Annotated in this window: 20 protein-coding genes; 9 read left to right on the plus strand and 11 right to left on the minus strand. The window is 45.8% G+C overall.

The annotated features are described in order from the left end of the window. The first annotated feature begins 149 nt into the window (after positions 1-149). Together ACE1CM_RS41195 and ACE1CM_RS41200 are read left to right on the plus strand one after the other, a co-directional pair. The gene (locus tag ACE1CM_RS41195; RefSeq protein WP_374884971.1) at positions 150-437 is read left to right on the plus strand and encodes an SHOCT domain-containing protein; all 288 of its coding nucleotides are present in this window, start codon (positions 150-152) and stop codon (positions 435-437) included. Between the two features lie 167 nt (positions 438-604). Then, entirely contained in the window at positions 605-1,153 is a 549-nt protein-coding gene (locus ACE1CM_RS41200) for a ComEA family DNA-binding protein (RefSeq protein ID WP_374884972.1), read from the plus strand. Between the two features lie 52 nt (positions 1,154-1,205). Here ACE1CM_RS41200 and lepB read toward each other — a convergent pair whose 3' ends face one another. Continuing rightward, complete coding sequence (gene lepB / locus ACE1CM_RS41205) at positions 1,206-1,805, minus strand: signal peptidase I (RefSeq protein ID WP_374884973.1); 600 nt, start codon at positions 1,803-1,805, stop codon at positions 1,206-1,208. 492 nt (positions 1,806-2,297) lie between these two features. On the opposite strand from lepB, the gene ACE1CM_RS41210 reads away from it, so the two are divergent. Further along, positions 2,298-2,543 (plus strand): hypothetical protein, encoded by a 246-nt coding sequence (locus tag ACE1CM_RS41210; protein WP_374884974.1) that lies wholly within the window; start codon positions 2,298-2,300, stop codon positions 2,541-2,543. 167 nt (positions 2,544-2,710) lie between these two features. Here the strand turns inward: ACE1CM_RS41210 and ACE1CM_RS41215 are convergent, their stop codons facing one another. The 5 genes from ACE1CM_RS41215 to ACE1CM_RS41235 form a co-directional block, all read right to left on the minus strand. Next, a complete protein-coding gene (locus ACE1CM_RS41215) occupies positions 2,711-4,930 on the minus strand; it encodes an SUMF1/EgtB/PvdO family nonheme iron enzyme (protein WP_374884975.1) in 2,220 nt (739 codons plus the stop codon). 345 nt (positions 4,931-5,275) lie between these two features. Then, positions 5,276-5,440, minus strand: a complete 165-nt coding sequence (locus ACE1CM_RS41220; protein WP_374885130.1) for a hypothetical protein — start codon at positions 5,438-5,440, stop codon at positions 5,276-5,278. 418 nt (positions 5,441-5,858) lie between these two features. Continuing rightward, positions 5,859-6,344 (minus strand): AAA family ATPase, encoded by a 486-nt coding sequence (locus ACE1CM_RS41225; RefSeq protein ID WP_374884977.1) that lies wholly within the window; start codon positions 6,342-6,344, stop codon positions 5,859-5,861. A 208-nt stretch (positions 6,345-6,552) separates the two neighbouring features. Beyond that, a complete protein-coding gene (locus tag ACE1CM_RS41230) occupies positions 6,553-6,756 on the minus strand; it encodes a hypothetical protein (protein WP_374884978.1) in 204 nt (67 codons plus the stop codon). Positions 6,757-6,807: 51 nt separating this feature from the next. Then, positions 6,808-7,455 (minus strand): hypothetical protein, encoded by a 648-nt coding sequence (locus ACE1CM_RS41235; protein WP_374884979.1) that lies wholly within the window; start codon positions 7,453-7,455, stop codon positions 6,808-6,810. 198 nt (positions 7,456-7,653) lie between these two features. On the opposite strand from ACE1CM_RS41235, the gene ACE1CM_RS41240 reads away from it, so the two are divergent. After that, positions 7,654-7,911, plus strand: a complete 258-nt coding sequence (locus ACE1CM_RS41240; RefSeq protein ID WP_374884980.1) for a hypothetical protein — start codon at positions 7,654-7,656, stop codon at positions 7,909-7,911. 201 nt (positions 7,912-8,112) lie between these two features. After that, positions 8,113-8,310, plus strand: a complete 198-nt coding sequence (locus tag ACE1CM_RS41245) for a hypothetical protein (RefSeq protein ID WP_374884982.1) — start codon at positions 8,113-8,115, stop codon at positions 8,308-8,310. A 385-nt stretch (positions 8,311-8,695) separates the two neighbouring features. Here the strand turns inward: ACE1CM_RS41245 and ACE1CM_RS41250 are convergent, their stop codons facing one another. Together ACE1CM_RS41250 and rimI are read right to left on the minus strand one after the other, a co-directional pair. After that, complete coding sequence (locus ACE1CM_RS41250; RefSeq protein ID WP_374884983.1) at positions 8,696-11,164, minus strand: ATP-dependent Clp protease ATP-binding subunit; 2,469 nt, start codon at positions 11,162-11,164, stop codon at positions 8,696-8,698. A gap of 265 nt (positions 11,165-11,429) precedes the next feature. After that, positions 11,430-11,975 carry a ribosomal protein S18-alanine N-acetyltransferase gene (rimI, locus tag ACE1CM_RS41255; protein ID WP_374885126.1) on the minus strand — a complete coding sequence of 182 codons (546 nt, stop codon included), beginning with the start codon at positions 11,973-11,975 and terminating at the stop codon, positions 11,430-11,432. 135 nt (positions 11,976-12,110) lie between these two features. On the opposite strand from rimI, the gene ACE1CM_RS41260 reads away from it, so the two are divergent. From ACE1CM_RS41260 to uppS, 4 genes are all read left to right on the plus strand, one after another. Further along, positions 12,111-13,397 carry an RNA-guided endonuclease InsQ/TnpB family protein gene (locus ACE1CM_RS41260; protein WP_374884984.1) on the plus strand — a complete coding sequence of 429 codons (1,287 nt, stop codon included), beginning with the start codon at positions 12,111-12,113 and terminating at the stop codon, positions 13,395-13,397. Positions 13,398-13,478: 81 nt separating this feature from the next. Next, positions 13,479-14,903 (plus strand): diaminopimelate decarboxylase, encoded by a 1,425-nt coding sequence (gene lysA, locus ACE1CM_RS41265; protein WP_374884986.1) that lies wholly within the window; start codon positions 13,479-13,481, stop codon positions 14,901-14,903. Positions 14,904-15,180: 277 nt separating this feature from the next. Then, the gene (cdaA, locus tag ACE1CM_RS41270) at positions 15,181-16,119 is read left to right on the plus strand and encodes a diadenylate cyclase CdaA (protein ID WP_374884988.1); all 939 of its coding nucleotides are present in this window, start codon (positions 15,181-15,183) and stop codon (positions 16,117-16,119) included. After that, positions 16,116-16,868, plus strand: a complete 753-nt coding sequence (gene uppS, locus ACE1CM_RS41275) for a polyprenyl diphosphate synthase (RefSeq protein WP_226586343.1) — start codon at positions 16,116-16,118, stop codon at positions 16,866-16,868. Before cdaA ends, uppS begins: the two co-directional genes overlap by 4 nt. Before the next feature lie 76 nt (positions 16,869-16,944). Here the strand turns inward: uppS and ACE1CM_RS41280 are convergent, their stop codons facing one another. The 3 genes from ACE1CM_RS41280 to ACE1CM_RS41290 all read right to left on the minus strand — a co-directional run bounded on the left by ACE1CM_RS41280 (position 16,945) and on the right by ACE1CM_RS41290 (position 19,447). After that, positions 16,945-17,217 (minus strand): DUF3143 domain-containing protein, encoded by a 273-nt coding sequence (locus ACE1CM_RS41280; protein WP_374885127.1) that lies wholly within the window; start codon positions 17,215-17,217, stop codon positions 16,945-16,947. A 1-nt stretch (position 17,218) separates the two neighbouring features. Further along, positions 17,219-17,788, minus strand: coding sequence for a J domain-containing protein (locus ACE1CM_RS41285; protein WP_374884989.1), 570 nt, complete (start codon positions 17,786-17,788; stop codon positions 17,219-17,221). Between the two features lie 294 nt (positions 17,789-18,082). Next, positions 18,083-19,447: an HNH endonuclease gene (locus ACE1CM_RS41290; protein ID WP_374884990.1), complete on the minus strand. Its 1,365-nt coding sequence runs from the start codon at positions 19,445-19,447 to the stop codon at positions 18,083-18,085. Positions 19,448-19,450 lie beyond the last annotated feature (3 nt).

The following is a 19,450-nucleotide window of genomic DNA, read 5'->3' on the forward strand; positions in this document are numbered from 1 at the left end:
GGAACCATGCCTATGAGCAAACAAGTATTCAGTTAAGTTTGTGCGACTTAACTCAGTATACTGTTGCTGACATTCGGAAATCCAGCAAATACGGCAGAAAATCTGGAGAATCCGCGCAGCTTTAGCTCGCGGAGTGTCAAAAGTTTTATTTGGGTCAACCCCTGTGGGGAGTTTTATACTTACTTCTATCCCCGACGCCTATTCCCCACGTCGCCAGTGGGATTGAAGGATTTTGGTATTTAGTCCTTTCTGCCGATCAATTTGACCGCAATTTCAATCTCGATGGTGGAGAAAATGCACTTAAATCGACGCTAGACTCACAACGGATGAATGCACTTGCCGATGGTTTGCGCCAGTTAGAACTCCTGCGCCAAGAAGGGTTGATTTCCGAATACGAATTTGAGCAAAAACGCCGACAATTACTGGAAAGATTTTAAATTGGGTAATTGCTGGCTAATTGCTAGTGGAAAAAGTCTATTTACTACTGTACTATTTTTCGCATTTCAGTTTTAATATTTGTACCCGAATCCAAAAGCCCCTACCACCAATTAGCAATTAGCAATTACCAATTACCAATTACCAATTACTAATTACCAAACCAACTATGAAATTGTTTAATTGGCTAGCACATTTTAGAAATATACCTCGTTCTCAGTCGTTGCGCCGTCGCCTTCTTAACGATCCTTACTATCGAATGCAGTCCCTGGAAGAAATTGCTCTCGCTTCGTCTTTAGGTATCAAAATAGACGCAAACCTAGCCACGGTAGATGATTGGTTGCGCTTACCAGGACTGTCGATTCATCAAGCGCGATCCCTTGTAGAACTCAGTCACGCTGGTGTTTGTTTTTACTGCCTCGAAGATATTGCCGCTGCCTTGGGCTTGCCCGTCGCCAGTTTAAAATATTTAGAACCAGTTTTAAGCTTTTATTACTACGATGACGAAAGTATTTATACAACAAATCGGCGTATCAATCCATACACTGCTTCGGTAGAAATGCTGACCCAAATACGCATTATTGACTTATTTTTGGCACAAGCGATCGTGCAAAATCGCTCCGCAGGCGGTCAATATCGCAATCTAGCAGATCTGCAACGCCGTTTATCCTTACCAGGAGATACGATCGGCAAATTAATGCACTATCTAAGATTTTAATTTGGTAATTGGTAATAGCTAATAGCTAATTGTCAGAAAAATACATTACCAATTACCAATTACCAATTACCAAAAATCCAATCCGATTGAGAGGCCAGAAGCGAAAAAAGGCTTTACCAATTACATTTTGTTTTGGTAAAAAGCCCCAAATATGGGAATCGTTGCTGTTATTTCGGTTATCTCCCATGACAAAAAGTTCATTGTCTGGTACTTCTTTTTGCCCCCATTGATAGTTAGGAGGCTCCGCTATATACTTTTCTTCTAAGGGTTTTTCATTAATATAAACTTTGCCGTTTTTGACGCTTACTTGTTCTCCGGGTTCGCCGATGGTTCGTTTGATGAATGCCTGATCTTTAGCGTATCCCTGAAGTTGCAGTTGAGTTTGCAAAGGTGCGGGAGGTTCAAAGACGATGATGTCGCCCTTGGCGGGTGGATGGAAGCGGTAGGAGATTTTTTCCACGATTAAGCGATCGCCCACCTGTAACGTAGGTAGCATAGAATCTGAGGGAATGTAGCGCGGTTCTGCCACAAAGATGCGAATCAGCAGCGCCAGACTCAAAGCAATAGCCAGAATTTGGACATTTTCCCGGACTTGATTTCCGAAGCGCACCCAACGCGGCGTTTCTGGTAACTCTTTTTCGTTTATATCCATTGACATTTTCAGGAATGGTGCAACCCATAGCGGCGCTCTGCATTGAAAATCATACCTTACCTGGAGCGCTTGAAGGGGAGGACGCTAAGGACGTGGTGACGCAAAGACGCGGGGAATGAAGATGGGGAAGATGGGGAAGATGAGGAAGATGAAGAAGATGAGGAAGATGAGGAAGAAATTACTTCTACTTCCTCATGTTGATCACCTCCATCACCTCCATCACCTCCCTCGGCGCGCTACCCCATTCCCTCAATCAATTTTCGGCCTCCGGGGCACGGCATCCTACAATCTTTGGGTAAAATCAAAATTTATCGCCGCCGTGCTACTACAAGATCGCAAGATTTTTTTGCGTGATATTATATGCGACAGATGCGGGTAATTAAGATGGGGAAAAAATTACCGATATTCCCGATCTCCATCACCTTTCCCTCTGGGCGCCGCCCCATTCCCTCAATCAATTTCCGGTTGTAGGGGCACGGCATCCTACAATCTTTGGGTAATATCAAAATTTATCGCCGCCGTGCTACTACAAGATCTCAGGATTATAAAACCGATTTTTTGGCGGAATATCATATCGGATGGCATCGGCAACGTCAGGCGCGGCGAATTGAAAAACAGACGCGGGGAATGAAAATGGGGCAGATGGGGAAGAAATTACCGATCTTGCTCACCTCCATCGCCTCCATCACCTCTCTCTCTGGGCGCCGCCCCATTCCCTCAATCAATTTCCAGCTGTAGTAGCACGGCATTTTACAATCTTTGGGTATAAATCAAAATTTATCGACGCCGTGCTACTACAAGATCTCAGAATTTACCCACAATGAAGCCAAAAACCGGGTTTCTGCACAGATATCTAGCTTACAAAGCCATGATTTTTCCTAGAAAACCGATTTTTTTGCGTAATATCATATCCTATCCGAGGAGCAAACAACCCGAAAACCGAAGGTGAGGTTCCTGTTGCCAGCATCGGTACTGTTACGACACGCCGAACGGCAGCGCCTCGGATAGTTGTACCACGAACCACCACGCCGCACATGGGAATTATTATCATTATTATTTAATTTGATTCCCCAAGCACTACCATCTGTGGGGGCACCTTCATAATTGTCGCGCCAATCATCAGTACACCATTCCCACACATTCCCGTGCATGTCATACAACCCAAAATTATTGGCAACACCAAAACTACCAACGGGAGTTGTTTTTCCTCGATAAGTTCCTTTGGGAGCAGTGTAATTGCCTTTGTAGTTAGCTAGGTCGGTTGTAATGATTTTGCCGAAGTGAAACGGAGTCGTAGTTCCGGCACGACAGGCGTATTCCCATTCTGCTTCGCTAGGTAAGCGGTATTCCCGTTTAGTTTTTTGCGACAGTCTAGCGCAAAACTCAACAGCGTCTAACCACGATACATTTTCTACAGGTAGGTTTTCTCCTTTGAAATAAGATGGATTGGATTCAAGGTCGCGGTTGATTTTAGGCAGAGCAGCAACAGCTTGCCATTGCGCCTGCGTTATTTGGTATTTTCCCATAAAAAAGGACGGAACGCTGACCGAATGTTGAGAATCTTCATCTTCAAACCGTTCTGCCTCAGTTTTGGGCGAACCCATGAGGAAAGTGCCGCCGGGGATGGCAACCATTTCTAGGGTGATGTTGTTGCCTAAGTCTTCGGTAAAATAACTTGCTTGCTTGCTTTCTCGCGTCACAATTTTCCCGCGCGAGTTGACAGTAACACCCTCAAAATCAAACGTCTGCAGTTTAATTCCACCCGGTTTTTTTAACTTCACCCCTGCAAGAGTTAATTCTGCTGGCAATTGGTTAAATTGTTCGTCAGCACCATTTTGATTTCCCCTCGCCAAGCGCCCCAAACCGCGGGCAAAAGTCAGCAATGGTTGAAAATTAGATTCTGCTAAAGGTTCAGAAAAAGTTGCTATCAAAGAAGCGGCCTGAATTTGAGCTTGTTTATCCCCGGCATAAAGTTCTTGCAACTTTAAAGCCAATTCTCTCGCTAGTTCGTTTGGTTGGGTATAAGCTAAAGCAATCCATTGGGGATTTTCGCCAAAATCTGCGGCTGACCCATCGGGAATACCTTGCCAGATATAAAACAGCAAGGCATCTGATAGCTGGTTCAACCGTTCGTTACCAAATCTGGGATTTAATTTGAGGTGTTTTAATAATAAATGCCGGACAGCACTATCCATTTCATACAAGCAATACCCCCGCGGTTGACAAAGATTGGATAGCAATAAATCCGGTATCCCTATCCAAGGAATTTCGTAACTATTTCCTTCGCAATCAAATTGAAAATTTGCCCGCAAGTAGTAAAGTAAGTCAGGTGTCAAGGCAAGAGGAAAAGCAGCCAGATAAGCAAGTTCTAAATAATGATCTCCCCTGTCAGCAAACGAGCAAATCCGACCCACAGCAATTTCGTACTTGAGCGCATCTTCCCCACCCAAACCCCTTTCAAAGTAGGGTGCGTTAGCGAAGCGTAACGCACCATCAACACTGCCTAATTCCTGTTTTGTATCTTTTTCCCTCCTCAATCCTTGTCCGCGTAAATTCCCGATAGTCTTTTGCCATCCAGATAAACTAAATTCAAACATTGGCACAAATTCAGCTATGCCATCAGCAGTTGTGCCACCCCAGCGAATATTCGGGATAGGATTAAGCCAAGTCACCTGTTTTACCGTCGGTTTAATCCGCCCAAAAAACTCGCGAGTTAATCTAATTCTGCCAGGATTGAAACCTCCCCGTGCTGCACCACCATCGCTGAAAATAAGAATCGTCGTTCGAGTTTGATGCCAATGGATAGTTAAGTCAGTAATTTTATCTTTTTTAAACGGTTCCAGGTTCGGTTGCAGATACAGAAAATCACGAATAGCGTTATTAAAATAATAAACTTTAACCTGACCCACCCGTTCTCCATCCCTAGCTGTTTCGATTAAACGCTCTGCTAAATTATGGAAAGGCAGCATCGAATTACTTTGGTCAATCAGTAGAATTAATTCAATTTTGTTCGCGCGACTGGGAGCTAAGACAGGTTCGAGAAAAAATCCCTGCTGACAAATGCGTTTAACAGTGGCGTCTACATCTAATTCTGCCGGAATTCCGCAGCGCATTGGATAGCGCAAATACCGCCAACCTTGTTGCAGTTGCCTGCGCGTGACCGGAAAATATTCATGATTGAGGCTAAATTTAATAACCAGATTTTGCCTATTTGTTTGAATCTGTTGGGGGACAGCTTGCGCAACTTCAATTTCTGCGGTTACTTCGGTTGTTGGAAGGGTTTTATTCTGAGGTGTTTTAGCAATACTTTCTGCCGCTGTTTGAGGTGGCGGCTTTAATTCTGATTCTGGTGCAGTAGGGATTATTTTTGCTGCTTGAATCCAAGCTTCTGTATATAGTTCAAAATAATCATCAAATCACTTTTTCTCAGCCAGGGACTTCACCCACAAACGACAGCACAATTGCTTTAATTATTGATAATTTTTCGGCTGAAACCCGCGTTCAACCGCTTGCAGCAATAGTTGATAATCTTCTAGCCGCAAGGGTAATCCTGCTGTTCGCAGTCCCGAATATAATTTCCAAAGGTGAGGGTCATTCACTGTCACGGCGTTGTCTCCAATAACGTTTGACCTCATCTGGAGTTTTCAACAACGTCCCTAAAAAAGGAATTCCTTCCTGGAGTTTTTCGGGGACTTGTTTCAGATCGGATTGCAACAGTGCTTTTATCCAATCGAGCAATTCGCTGGTACTGATGCGCTTGTTGCTAACTTTCTCGGTATTGTCCCGCAGTTCTAAAAAAGTTTCGATAATTTCCTCAGTTAAAATTTCCGGTAACTGTTCTCCAAAATGAGCTTTGATAATATTATACAGTTCCTCAGCGTTCGGCGGCTCAAAGTAGTGAAAAAAGCAGCGCCTTAAGAAAGCGTTGGGTAAATCTCTCTCACCGTTGCTGGTAATAATTACAATCGGGGTTGCTGTAAGTTTATCTGGCGAGGTAATTTTTTTTTATTGTATTTGTATTTTTTTGATTTATAACAGTATTTTTTGGGTAAATTATATATCTGTTTTATCGATTTTGTCAATTAAAATAATGGTGCGTAACTTGCTTTGAAACGCTTTTACCAACGCACCAAATTTGATATAACCTGCTTGGGTTTTATCTTTCAAGCGTTCTATTCCTGCGGGTTCGAGTTGTTTTACTCCTGCTAGTTGAGCATCGCGCAACCGGGCAATAGAATCGTAGATGTAGAGTCCATCTCTGCCGCGACTGGTGGATTTGATATACCAAGGTTCGTAAGGATAGTTTGGGAGATTCGCTGCTGTCAATATCTCCTGATTTTTCTGAGTAAATTCGTAGGCGATCGCACTGGCTAGTTTAGTTTTACCACAACCGGGATCGCCCATGAGTAACAAGGGTCGTTCGAGGTTAATTGCCAGTTTTACAGATTCTAGTAATTCCTGACTGGGAAGGTAGGGACAGGCAGGATCTAGGATTTCTCCGGTGTATTCTAGGTTGCATTGCGGGAGGTGGTTTTGCATGGTTTTTTTGGTTCAGATAGTTGGGTTGGTGCGTTACGCGCTTCGCTAACGCACCCTACGAATTGTTTGACAAGTTGTACCAGTCATGACGATAGTGCTGGCAAATTTCTTGCATAACTAATTGGGGGATACCTTCGCGACTGTCTTGCCAAATATTTTTGCCTAATTTGGGGTTATGGCAGGATTCGGGAAGCAATTTTGATAGGAGTTATCTATATTCTTGAATCCAGTTTGTGATGATGAATTCTGAGAATTTTTCTATAGGTTTCAAGTCTATTATTTGATTTGAATGCCATGTTTCCAGGTTAGCCCATTCAAGTCTGCCTTCTCCAAAATTGCCGCGATTATCTACTAAAAACATGAGAAAATAAGACTTGCAAGGTTCGGGATGCTGCTTACGAGTTGTTACCAAAGGTTGCCATAATTTTATTTGGTGTTCTGTTTCGTAAATTCGGTCAAAATTTTACAGCGATAAAATTACTGTACCTTCTTGCCAATAACAATATAAACGCTGCACAATTTCCTCAAATGAAGCGTTACGGTTAAGTCGCAATTTATCGCTTAATTGCCTCCATAAATCTTCGATATAAACCTCTTCCCGTTGGGTAAGCGGAACCGGAAATTTATATGCTGTTGTATCAAGGCGAAATTCATCCAATAACCGATGCAATAGCCAACGCTGACCGCTGTAAGGTTTTCCGCGAACTAAAAAAGCACCCATTTGATGCCGGGTGTCAAGCTCCCAGAAGTCTTCAAATAATCTAGATTGTTGTTTATAATTAAGCGAGAGTAATGCCTGTTTAAATTGGGTTGTTTCGTCTGTTAAGCTAGTTATATTTCTGTTGTCGGTATTGTCATAGGGAACCTGTTCGTAATCTGTGTCTTCTAAGTCTAATTTGAGATTTTGGAAGACTCTTTCAAGAACGGTGTACTTGCCGACAAAACTATTATTTCGTAACTTGGGTATAAGACTGCGATCGCACCCCAAAGTTCGTCCTAACTGAACGTTAGAAAGATTGCTCAAATATTGATCTGACAGCGCATTCAGGAATTTCTTGTTACCTGTATTAGTAAGTTTACAGTGATGGTTAGAGAATTGAGGTGAGGACACGCTTGACTCCGAGTTGCTGATAATCCACAGTCGTTAGACTTCAAGATGGATGTAGCAGAAAACCTGTCTGGGAAAAGATTTTCGCCTTTTTTGTAATTTCGAGCAAAGTTGGGGATTATCCGCACGGATGATCAGCAGTGTCAACTTTCGCTCCTTCTAACCTTGTAAATATACAGGCTAGAGAGGTTGATAACCAATATGTCACAGCGAAACAAAAAAGTGAATAGCGATCGCTCTGATGAATTCCCGATCAAAATTTCGGTTAAGCTTTCCCCAGACCATGAAATGCATCTCAAGATTTCTGGTTTATCCGAGGAAATGCAGCGCCGGTTGCTAAGTTCGGTGGGTTCGGTACTGGTAACGCTTTTGACAACGGTTGTGTTTCAGTCACCGACACCGCAGCAACCGACGCAACCGACTATCCCTCCTGAAGTCGATGTGCAGCGAACTACTTAGGTTGCTGCAAAAGAAACCCGGTTTTTTTGGAAAAACCGGGTTTCTGATGTGGATCTATGAAACATACAATACAGCTGCTAAAGAGAAAGAATGCGATCGCTGCTTCAGGAACATTTTCTGCCTCGCAGCACTCCTATGACTGAGCAGCTTGAAACATCACATTACAATCGAAATCCCTCAATTAATGAGGGGGTGTCTATTATGATTCTCATTCGCGAGGTTGTTCAACAAGTTCTCAATACGGGTTATCTGAGCATTGAAGCCGAAAATCAACTGCGGTTGCTTTTAAGCAGCAAGTACGATATGGAAGACCTGAATGCTTTCGTATCATTGCAACAAGCAGCGAGCGAAGGTCGTGTTAAACAAGAATCCCGCGAACTTTTAAGAACGACAAGATAAATGCTATCTTTTAATATCTCTATAGCGGATTGCAGGCGCATGAGGTACACCTTCGACAGCGGTGTGCGGGGCACACCGCTGTCGCCATAAGGCTTTCCCTCACTCGCTTGCAATCCGCTGTAATAGCTAATGGCTAATGGTAAAGTTGGAAACTACCACTAGCTATTAGCGATTAGCTATTTCAGGACTTACGCAAACACCAAAGTTTCTATGAAAAATCGTCGCTTTGGAACCACAGATCCCAGCTTGAAACCCGGTTTCTAAGTCGGTAAAAGCCCCCCTTGGGAAGGGGGGTTTGGGGGGATCGGTTTTATCTACCAACTTAAGTTAATAAAAAAACGCTCGAAGTTTAATTCGAGCGTTTTTGCGTTATTTAAAAGTTGGGTTATTCAGCAGCACCAGGCGCAAGGACGCGCTTTTCGCCTTGAACGACCTTGACTTTACCTTCTTCATCCACATCTACAACTGCGATATCGCCGTTCTTGACGCTACCCGACAGGATTTCTTCTGCTAGGGAGTCTTCCAACAGGCGCATAATTGCACGACGTAAGGGACGCGCGCCGTAGCTGGGGTTGTAGCCTTCGGTCACCAGGCGGTCTTTGAACCGTTCGGTGACTTCCAGGGTAATTCCCTGCTCTTTCAGGCGACCAAACACCTCTTTGAGCATGATATCGGCGATTTCTTTCACCTCGTCGCGGTTGAGTTGGCGGAAGACGATGATTTCATCGAGACGGTTGAGGAACTCTGGACGGAAGTATTGCTTCAGTTCTTCGTTCACCAGGGACTTGATGCGGTTGTATTGAGCATCGTTTTGATTTTCGGCAAAATCGAAGCCCAAACCGCCGCCGCCTTTTTCAATCACCTTGGAACCGATGTTAGAAGTCATGATCAGCAGGGTATTCTTGAAGTCTACCGTGCGACCTTTAGCATCGGTGAGGCGACCGTCTTCCAGGATTTGCAACAGCATGTTGAATACATCGGGGTGGGCTTTTTCGATTTCGTCGAATAGCACCACGGTGTAGGGACGACGGCGCACTGCTTCGGTCAGCTGACCGCCTTCGTTGTATCCTACGTAACCTGGAGGCGAACCGATGAGTTTGGAAACCGTATGGCGTTCCATATATTCGGACATATCCAGGCGAATCATCGCCTCTTCTGACCCGAAGAAGTAGGATGCCAAAGACTTCGCCAATTCGGTCTTCCCAACCCCGGTGGGACCTGAGAAGATAAAGCTGGCAATCGGTCGGTTGGGGTTCTTCAGACCCACCCTGGCGCGACGGATGGCGCGAGAAACGGCGGTTACCGCATCGTCCTGACCGATTAAGCGCTGGTGCAGGGTATCTTCCATGTGCAGCAGCTTTTCGGATTCGGATTCGGTGAGTTTGTTTACCGGGATACCCGTCCAGGAGGCGACGATGTGGGCGATGTCTTCTTCGGTGACAACGGGAGAAACATCGCGATCGGTTCCTTCGGATTTTTTAGTGGCGGAAATTGCCCGAATTTGGGCTTTGATTTCCATTTCCCGATCGCGCAATTCTCCCGCACGGTCGAAGTCTTGGGATCTAACCGCGTCGTCTTTTTCCTTAAGTACCGCCCTCAGTTCCTTATCGAGTTCCTTCGCTGCTGGGGGCAGTTGGGAGTTAATCAGACGTACCCGCGATCCTGCTTCGTCGATCAAGTCGATAGCTTTATCGGGCAAATACCGATCGCTAATATACCGATCTGATAACTTCGCGGCTGCAAGTAGCGCCTCATCGGAGATTTTCAGCTTGTGGTGTTGCTCGTAGCGATCGCGCAACCCATACAATATTTCGATTGTTTCTTCTACACTGGGTTCGCCCACCATCACGGGTTGGAATCGCCGTTCTAGTGCTGCGTCCCGTTCGATATGCTTGCGATACTCATCTAACGTTGTGGCGCCGATGCACTGGAGTTCACCGCGCGCTAAGGCTGGTTTTAGAATATTCGCTGCGTCGATTGCACCCTCTGCTGCCCCTGCGCCGATCAGGGTATGGACTTCATCGATCACGAGGATGACATTCCCCGCGCTGCGGATTTCGTCCATAATTTTTTTCAACCTTTCTTCAAATTCACCCCGATATTTAGTACCCGCTACGAGCAATCCAATATCGAGAGTAACGACCCGCTTGTCTTCCAGGATGTCTGGAACGTCGTTATTGGCGATGCGTTGGGCTAACCCTTCTGCGATCGCGGTTTTTCCGACCCCTGGTTCCCCAATTAACACCGGGTTGTTCTTGGTACGACGACCCAAAATTTGAATTACCCGTTCGATTTCTTTCTGGCGTCCCACGACGGGATCCAGCTTGCCTTCCGTCGCCATTTGGGTCAAGTTCGAGCCAAATTCGTCTAAAGTTGGCGTCTTAGTGCGTCCAGATTGAGCGCCCGTTGTTACTTCTGCGGTTTCGCCCAACATGCGAATCACCTGGGTTCGTACCTTTGACAGGTCTACCCCCAGGTTTTCCAGGACTCTTGCTGCGACGCCTTCCCCTTCCCTGATCAGGCCCAAAAGCAGGTGTTCTGTGCCAATGTAGTTATGACCTAGTTGGCGAGCTTCTTCCAAGGACAGCTCCAGAACTCTTTTGGCGCGTGGGGTAAAAGGAATTTCAACCGCTACGAACCCCGAACCCCGACCTATGATTTTTTCTACTTCAATCCGGGCGTCTTTGAGGTTTACGCCCATAGATTTCAGCACTTTGGCGGCGACGCCGGTCCCTTCTCCAATCAGACCCAATAAGATCTGTTCTGTGCCTACGAAGTTGTGTCCCAGGCGACGAGCTTCTTCCTGGGCCAACATGATCACTTTAATGGCTTTTTCTGTAAACCTTTCAAACATGGCGTTCCATCACCTGCTCAGTGCCGGTAAGCTTGATTTTAGCATAGGGAATTTCGCCACCTATCGTCCACAAGCGATAGACGGCTGTACTGATTCCCCCATAGGGCATAGATCGGTTTTTACTGAGAGCGGGTAAGTGGACGCACAACATCGACACTCCTAGAGGCGAGGATTTATTCGCTGGCCTTGGGAGTTGCGCTCGCTGCTAATTTTCCACCAAGTGGAGATTGTCGGTACAGAGTGACCTCACCGTCAAGCGGTTTGGTCAATATAAATTCCATCCAAAGGAGGCAAGGCGCGAACTTATTTCCCCGTACCAGGAGGCCAAGGTTTGCTCAAACTGAGGATATCCCAGCCCGCTGCGCCATAAAATTAAAGCATCTTCATTATTTTCTTCGTAGTAGCGTCGCCGTCGTCCAGCCGTCTGGAAGCCAAACTTCTGGTAGAGCGACAGTGCTGTAGTATTAGATTCCCGGACTTCCAGGGTGGCTCGCTCCATCCCGCGCGTCCTTGCCGATTTTAGCAGACCAAAGAGCAATGCCTGACCCAAACCTTGTCCTCGGTAGTTGGGATGCACCGCCACCATCGTAATGTGAGCTTCATCCACAATTGCCCACTGACAACCTACTGCCAAAATAGGAAGATTATTATCGGCTTCTGGAATCGACAATACCAATAAATCGCTGTTGGGGCCCTCTAACTCTCTTTGGTATGCTTCAGTAGTCCAAAGTCCGTTAAAACAAAGCCTATCTAGTTCTACGACAGCCGGTAGCAGTTCGGCTGTTATCGGTTTGAGTTCTAAGGGAGTCAGACCCATCTAAATTGCGGCGTGGGGACTCCCGTTAAAGCCGTCAGGCTTAACGGGAGAGGAAACGCCGCCCTCCGAATCAGGTTTACAGGTAGTGTAGCTCCCGCTAGAATAGTAGATATATAGCGGAAACTCTCTATGCTGTTGACTCAAACGGTAAGACTCAAGTTGTCCGATACGGAGAGCGGGATCTTGAAAGAACTCTGTCACCTGTCGAAAAACCTCTTTAACGTGGGGCTTTACACGGTGAGACAGTATTTCTTTCAAGAGCGGAAATACTTGAGTTACGAGTCCGCGTATCATCTCGTCAAAGAAAACGAGAACTACAAGCTTCTCGCTACCGATTGCGGTCAACAGACCTTGAAGTACGTCGATAGAGCTTTCAAGGGATTTTTTAAACTGTTGGAAACGAGAAAACAGGGGATCTATCAGCAGAGAGTAGAACTTCCTAAATACTTGAAAAAGGATGGATTCTTTCCTCTGATTATCCCGATCCGAGCGAGACAAGATTTCGCTAAAGACGGATGGCGATTTCTGATACCCACGTCCCGACAGTTTAGAAGAGAGCGCGGTTCTGTCCACGTTACGGTTACCGAAAGGATTCGGGATAAACGGATTAAGGAAATCCGCGTACTGCCGAAACAGAGCGGGCGATTTTTCGATTGCACGTTCGTTTACGAGGTGAATGAAGATGTGTTGGTAAAAACGCAACCGACACGAGCGATAGGAATTGACTTCGGACTCGATAACCTTTGCGCCGTCGTTAGTACCACGGGAGATGCTTTTTTGATTGACGGAAAACCGCTCAAATCGATTAACCAATGGTTTAATAAACGGATAGCTCACCTGAGATACCACAAGGATAAGCAGGGGATAAAAGGCATCACGAGACAGGAGGCGTGGCTTTCCTACCGCCGCTCGAATCAGGTTAGAGACTACCTGAATAAAACCGCGCGCTATATTGTTAACTTCTGCGTTCAAAATCAGATCGGGAAAATCGTCGCGGGGTACAACCCGACCCTTAAACAATCGGTAAACATGGGTACTCGCAACAATCAGAATTTCACTGATCTCCCGATTTTTACCCTGAAGGACAAGCTGAAAAGCCTCTGTGAGCGGACGGGAATCGAGTTTATCGAACAGGAAGAGAGTTACACGTCTTTGGCGAGTTTTCTCGATGGTGACGCTCTGCCCGTTTACAATGCCGATAATCCCGTCACCGCTAAATTTAGCGGCAAGCGGGTCAAGCGGGGATTGTATAGGACAAGGGGCGGTCATTTGATTAACGCTGACTGTAACGGCGCGGCTAATATTTTGCGAAAAAGTAACCGGGAACTCGATTTCGGGCGACTGGATAGGGTCTGTTTGACACAGCCTGCAAGGGTGAGAATCCTTCAAGAATCTCCCGTCACAGCGTCAGCTTGACGGGAGAGTATGTCAAACAAATGTAAACTGGAAAGGGAATAAAATCACGCCCCTGACTTAAGCAAGGACTATCACCGCATCATGGTATCGATTCAAGCTCCAGAGGTTCGCAATTCTGGCAGTCAGTATTTGCGGAGTAACGCTAGGACGCCAGAAATTGTTTCTCCCAACCAAGAACTTTTACCCCTGACAGCCAAGGTCAATAGCCGAGATTGCTTAGAAATTGGTGGCTGTGACGTGACAACGTTGGTTGAGCAATTCGGCTCCCCACTTTACATTCTGGATGAAGAAACGCTGCGAACTGCTTGCCGTCAGTACCAAGATGGCTTTAAACGCTACTACGGGGGTGAGTTTGAGGTCGTTTATGCCTCCAAGGCTTGGAATTGTATGGCGGTTTGCGCCATCGCCGCTGCTGAAGGTTTAGCCATCGATGTCGTATCGGGAGGCGAACTCTACACCGCCAGCGTTGCCGGGGTTCCTGGTGAAAAACTCTATTTCCACGGTAACAATAAATCTCGCGACGAACTCCAGCTGGCGATCGCTATCGGCTCCACGATTATGGTCGATAATTGGCTGGAACTGAAAACCCTCGCTGCACTTAGCCAACTCCCTAACTCAGAATCCAAAACTCGCATCATGTTGCGGGTAACACCAGGTATAGATTGTCACACGCACGAATATATTCGCACGGGACACTTAGATAATAAATTCGGCTTCGATCCAGATCAAATGGAAGAGGTGCTAGCATTTGTCAGCCAGCAACCAACGCTTTCTTGCATAGGACTGCACGCCCACATCGGCTCTCAAATTTTTGAATTGCAAGCCCATCGGGATCTGCCAGAGGTAATGGTGCAGTGGTTTAAGAAAGCGGCGGCAATGGGTTGGCCGGTGGAATGTATAAATATTGGCGGAGGCTTAGGTATTTGCTATACAGAAGCCGACGATCCCCCCAGCATTGACGAATGGGTGAAAACAGTCAGCCTCGCGCTCAAGGCAGCTTGCGAAACCCAGCAAGTACGCTTACCTAAACTGATGTGCGAACCGGGACGGTCTTTAATTGGCCCTGCCTGCGTTACCGCTTATACTTTGGGCAGTCGCAAAGAAGTACCGGGGATCAGGACGTATCTGGCTGTGGATGGAGGTATGTCTGACAATCCGCGTCCGATTACGTATCAATCGGTGTACCGATGTGTAGTAGCAAATCGGATGTCCGATCCCCTGACGGAAACGGTAACGATCGCTGGCAAACATTGCGAATCGGGAGACGTTTTAATTAAAGATGCCTTATTGCCGAAAACGGAAACGGGAGACATTCTCGTAGTGATGGCAACGGGAGCCTACAATTACAGCATGGCTTCCAATTACAATCGCGTCCCGCGTCCGGCGGCGGTGTTGGTGAAAGATGGAGAAGCGAATATTATATTGCAGCGGGAAAGTTATAAGGATATTACTCGCAGCGATCGCTTACCCGAACGCCTGCGACTAGACGAAGCGCCTGTAGATTGAGGATCGAGTAGCAGTAGGGGCGCAGTTCACCAACGCGCCTCTACCAAGCAGATATAGTATCTGGTGAGACTAGCTGAGCGCTCGCCAACAACAGAAATTGCAGAAATATAGCAACCGAATCGGCGTAATGAACGTTCTTAATTGGTGAAACCCAAGATTAGACGCCCTTCCCTAATCCCTAGCCCTCAGCCGAAACAAAAATATCGAATTAACCGAGCTTGATATGAGAGACTCGCCCCAAGCTAGAGTTTGGGTAGGGTAGTTTATTCCAGATGCGATGGCAGATGCGTTAAGGCAATGGCTGACCAACTACGACTGGACTAAGTCCTTGCTTGATTTTGGCAGCTGGGCTAAGTCGTTGCTCGATGTCGGTTTGGTGCTGGCGCTCACTTATATGGTGTTGGTGATTATTAGCGAGCGTCGCACGCTTTGGGTGGTGCGAGGATTTATTGTCCTGATGCTGGCGACGGTTGTAAGCAATAGTTTAGAACTAAAACTGTTGAGTTTTGTGCTGGAAAAGTTGGTCGTCGGATCTGCCGTAGCGATGGCTGTGATCTTCCAGTCCGAATTTCGCCGCTTTCTGGAACAATTAGGTCGGGGCGAAATTCGGCAGCTGTTTCAACAGTCCGGTTTAGCCGTCTTGAAGCCCGACAGCGTGATCGATGAAATTGTGGTTGCAGTCAAAGATCTGTCCCAAAAGCGCATCGGTGCTTTACTAATTATGGAAACAAGCAGTCCGATTGATGAGCGAGATTTTTCCGTACCTGGGGTAAAACTGAATGCAGAAGTTTCTAAGGAACTATTGCAGACTATTTTCCAGCCGACTACTCTATTGCATGATGGGGCTGTGTTGATTCGGGGGTCGCGTATTGTGGCTGCTGGGGTGATTTTGCCGCTGTCGGAACGCACGGCGTCGCGACAATTGGGAACGCGCCATCGAGCTGCTATGGGAATTACTGAGCGAGTCGAAAATTGCTTGTGTGTGGTTGTATCTGAAGAAACAGGATCTATTTCCTTAGCGGAAAGGGGAATCCTAAATCGACCCTTGACCAGCAGTAAACTGAAGGAACTGCTGGAGGCGAGATTCTCTCCATCGGTAGAGCGGGATGTTTCCCCGGCTTTACGCAGTTGGGGTCGCCAGATCGAGTCCAAGGGGTTAGCATTGGTTTCGCGTTTACTCCGTCGTCCATCATCGGCTTCACGGGAAAGAAAATGACTGCAAAGCAAATTATTTTACAAGAGTTGCCTGCTGACCTGGATAGAGAACGACTGCCCAGACATGTGGCGGTCATTATGGATGGGAATGGTCGGTGGGCAAAGCGGCAAGGATTGCCCCGCATTATGGGTCATAAGCGCGGGGTTGATGCGCTTAAGGAACTTTTACGCTGCTGTAAAGATTGGGGAATTGAAGCGCTGACTGCCTACGCTTTTTCGACGGAAAACTGGGGACGCCCATTAGAGGAAGTGGATTTTTTGATGACGCTGTTTGAGCGCGTACTGCGGCAAGAATTGCGGGAGATGATGGAAGAGGAGGTTCGCATCCGGTTTGTGGGGAATTTGTCAGCTTTGCCCCGCAGTCTGCAAGCTGAAATTGAAGGCTCGATGGCTCAAACTCAGCACAATCAAGCGGTTACATTTACGGTGGCGACGAATTACGGCGGACGCCAAGAGATTGTAGAAGCTTGTAGAGCGATCGCTTCTCAAGTCCAACAAGGTTTGTTACAACCGGATCAAATCGACGCGGCTTTATTTGAGCGCCATCTTTATACATCAGGCATTTGCGACCCAGATTTGCTGATCCGCACCAGCGGAGAAATGCGGATTAGCAATTTTCTGCTTTGGCAAATGGCTTATGCCGAATTATATATTACCGAAACGCTTTGGCCCGATTTTGACCGCGCCGAGTTTCACCGCGCTTTATGTGCTTATCAGCAGCGCGATCGCCGATTTGGGAAAGTCCGATAATTTTAGATTGCAGATTTGAGATTTCAGATTTTTTGCTTGTAAATCTAAAATCTAAAATCTCAAATCTCAAATTCTCTTATGGGCCAGCGAAAACGGCTGCTTCTACATCCTGTCTGCTGAGGGAGTATTTAAACGAGCGTTGTACGTCTTGACCGTTCTCGCCTGCTTTTAGATAGCGGACTGTGAGCTGATCGATATCTAGCCATAACTCGGCTTTCCAGTCGCGTTGCTCGACTGTCCAACAATGCAGTTCTCTGCGATCTTGTTGACATCCCCGCTGTTTGAGCCACTGTTCAATTGCCGGGAGGGGATGGTTATAAAGCGGGGTATCGGAAGGAGGAAGAATCATATCAATGTTTGAAATCAAAATTAGATACCTTTTCGTTTTTCTTAGTGTATATCTGTTGCTCTTGCGATGCTGAATTTGTCGCCAGAGGTTCAAAGCCGACATCCTCACGTGTTAATCCAACGGCAACAGCTAACAATAAACATCCTACAAAAGTTAGCACTAGAATAAACAGGGCGAAAATTTCTCCCGCTGAGAAGGGTCGATCCGTGGGGTCTAAGTAAGCCGAAGACGAGGTATATACCTTTTGGGAGGGATTGTTAAAGTGTGGCGGGGCTTGAATTACGCTGATGCGGGAATACCCGATTTTAGTATCGTAGGCTAGCCGTCGTTCTGGGTTGCTGAGGGTGGCGTAGGCTTCGTTGAGTTGCTGGAATTTGGGGGTAGCGATCGCACTTGGCAAGTCAGTGGTATCCGGATGATACTGCTTGCTCAATTCCCGATACGCTCGCCGAATATCTATCGCCGATGCGGAAGGATGCAGCCCTAAAAGGGCGTAATAACTATAAGCGAAAGGTATTTTGGCTGATCTTGTCGAATTTTCGCTGTTTTGGTTGGCCCTGTTGCTTGTCACCGACGCTTCCCTTTAACGAGTTGTGACGGGTTTTCAATTATTTTAACTGGGGTCAAGGGCTGACATAGCGACAAAATGGTTAAGGAGCAAAACTGGTTTTAACGGTAACTTATGTCACAATCGATACTGTTGACAAGTCGAGCGCATCTGTATAGAACTGACTTTTCACGACATCTTGGTGAAGATGGGGATTCGGGAGTCGGTGGTAGTATTTTTTCCTACTCCCAACTCCGGGGTGTGGAACTGCATTGTGAGACTGGACGTGAAAAGTTAAGGTATAGAACTGTCGCAAAATTATCTATACCACCCACAATGGTAACACCGCCATTTAAGTGCCTCTTTTTTAGGGAAATAAGCTTTGTTTTTGGGCAGTTGCAGAGGTTTCTCATGAAGATCGCGATAGCTTGTATGGCGTAAATCAGGAGCCAGGTGTATCCTCATCATCTCTGGGTCAATTGTAATCAGGTTGAGGTCAAAGAGCGTATGTAAATCTGCCCGAAGTAATATGCCATTTGAGGGGTGATTATTTTCAGTTTCAATATAGGGGATAATGTGGGCAGCTTCTAGGGCTTCTTGGGCATCGCAACCAGTTATGGCACACCGATAGCTGTAAGCTTCAAGCAACCTTTGACGGAACTTAGATTGTCCTTGCCGCCGAGCAATAGATACAGTAATTCGCTCTTTAGCTTCTTTGATACTTTTTGGGCTGAAGTATTTTTCAGCATCAAGATACTCTTGGGCGAGAGCAAGATAGTCAAGGTTTTGCTCAACAGTATGGTTAATTTTGTTTGTTGATTTTTGGCCTTCATTTACATAATCATCTTCAAAGTTAAAGTCTAAATTGATTAGGTCTAAATAATTACTTTTTTGGACTTTCATTGAATTGTTTTTTAAATTTTCCGAAACCATGTATTTTTTGATGGCTAGAATCGGCTCGCTTTCAGTGGATAGTAATATTAAAATAAAAAGTTGCTTTAACTTGTTTACTATCAGATCTCTCAAATTTTCAGCATTAATATCCAGAATATCCTTCGATTTGAGATGTACGGCAGCATAACCACCTGCTTGTTTAAGATTCTTCAGCCAATCCTTCAATGTCCAATTGGAATTGCAAATTTCATCCCAATAGCCATAAACCATATTGTTATCATCGAATTGCTCCATTATCGGCAAGATTTTTTCTTGATTATCTTGAATATTTTTGAGCATAACATTTTTTGATAATCCGTCTAAACCAATAACAAATACTTCAGAATAGATAGATACAAATAGGTCTGGATAATCAGAATCCCAACCAGACCAGCGCTTACCTTGTAGATAATCATTTAAATTCATAAAGTGAAACCTAAGCGAACATCCCATTAGATTGTCTTTTTCGTTAAAGCAATGATTAATTTCCCTGTCTTTCCAACCTTCTATACTCAGATAATACGGACAGAAAGATCTCATTTTGAGCGATTGGGACTCGGCGATTTGAGCTACTTGTCTAACCACAGGTTTAAGAAGGCTCAAAAATGGCTCCGAAACGTGTTTTCGATACTCGTTTCGCAGCAAGCTATTTCGGTAGAAAGCGCTCGAATGATTGACTTGAGTAAGAATTTCAAAAGTTTTGGTTGAAAAAGGACAGTTAGTTTGTAAATTGTTAGATGCTGGAAACATTGG

The sequence above is a fragment of the Microseira sp. BLCC-F43 genome, from assembly GCF_041929235.1.
GTDB lineage: Bacteria > Cyanobacteriota > Cyanobacteriia > Cyanobacteriales > Aerosakkonemataceae > Microseira.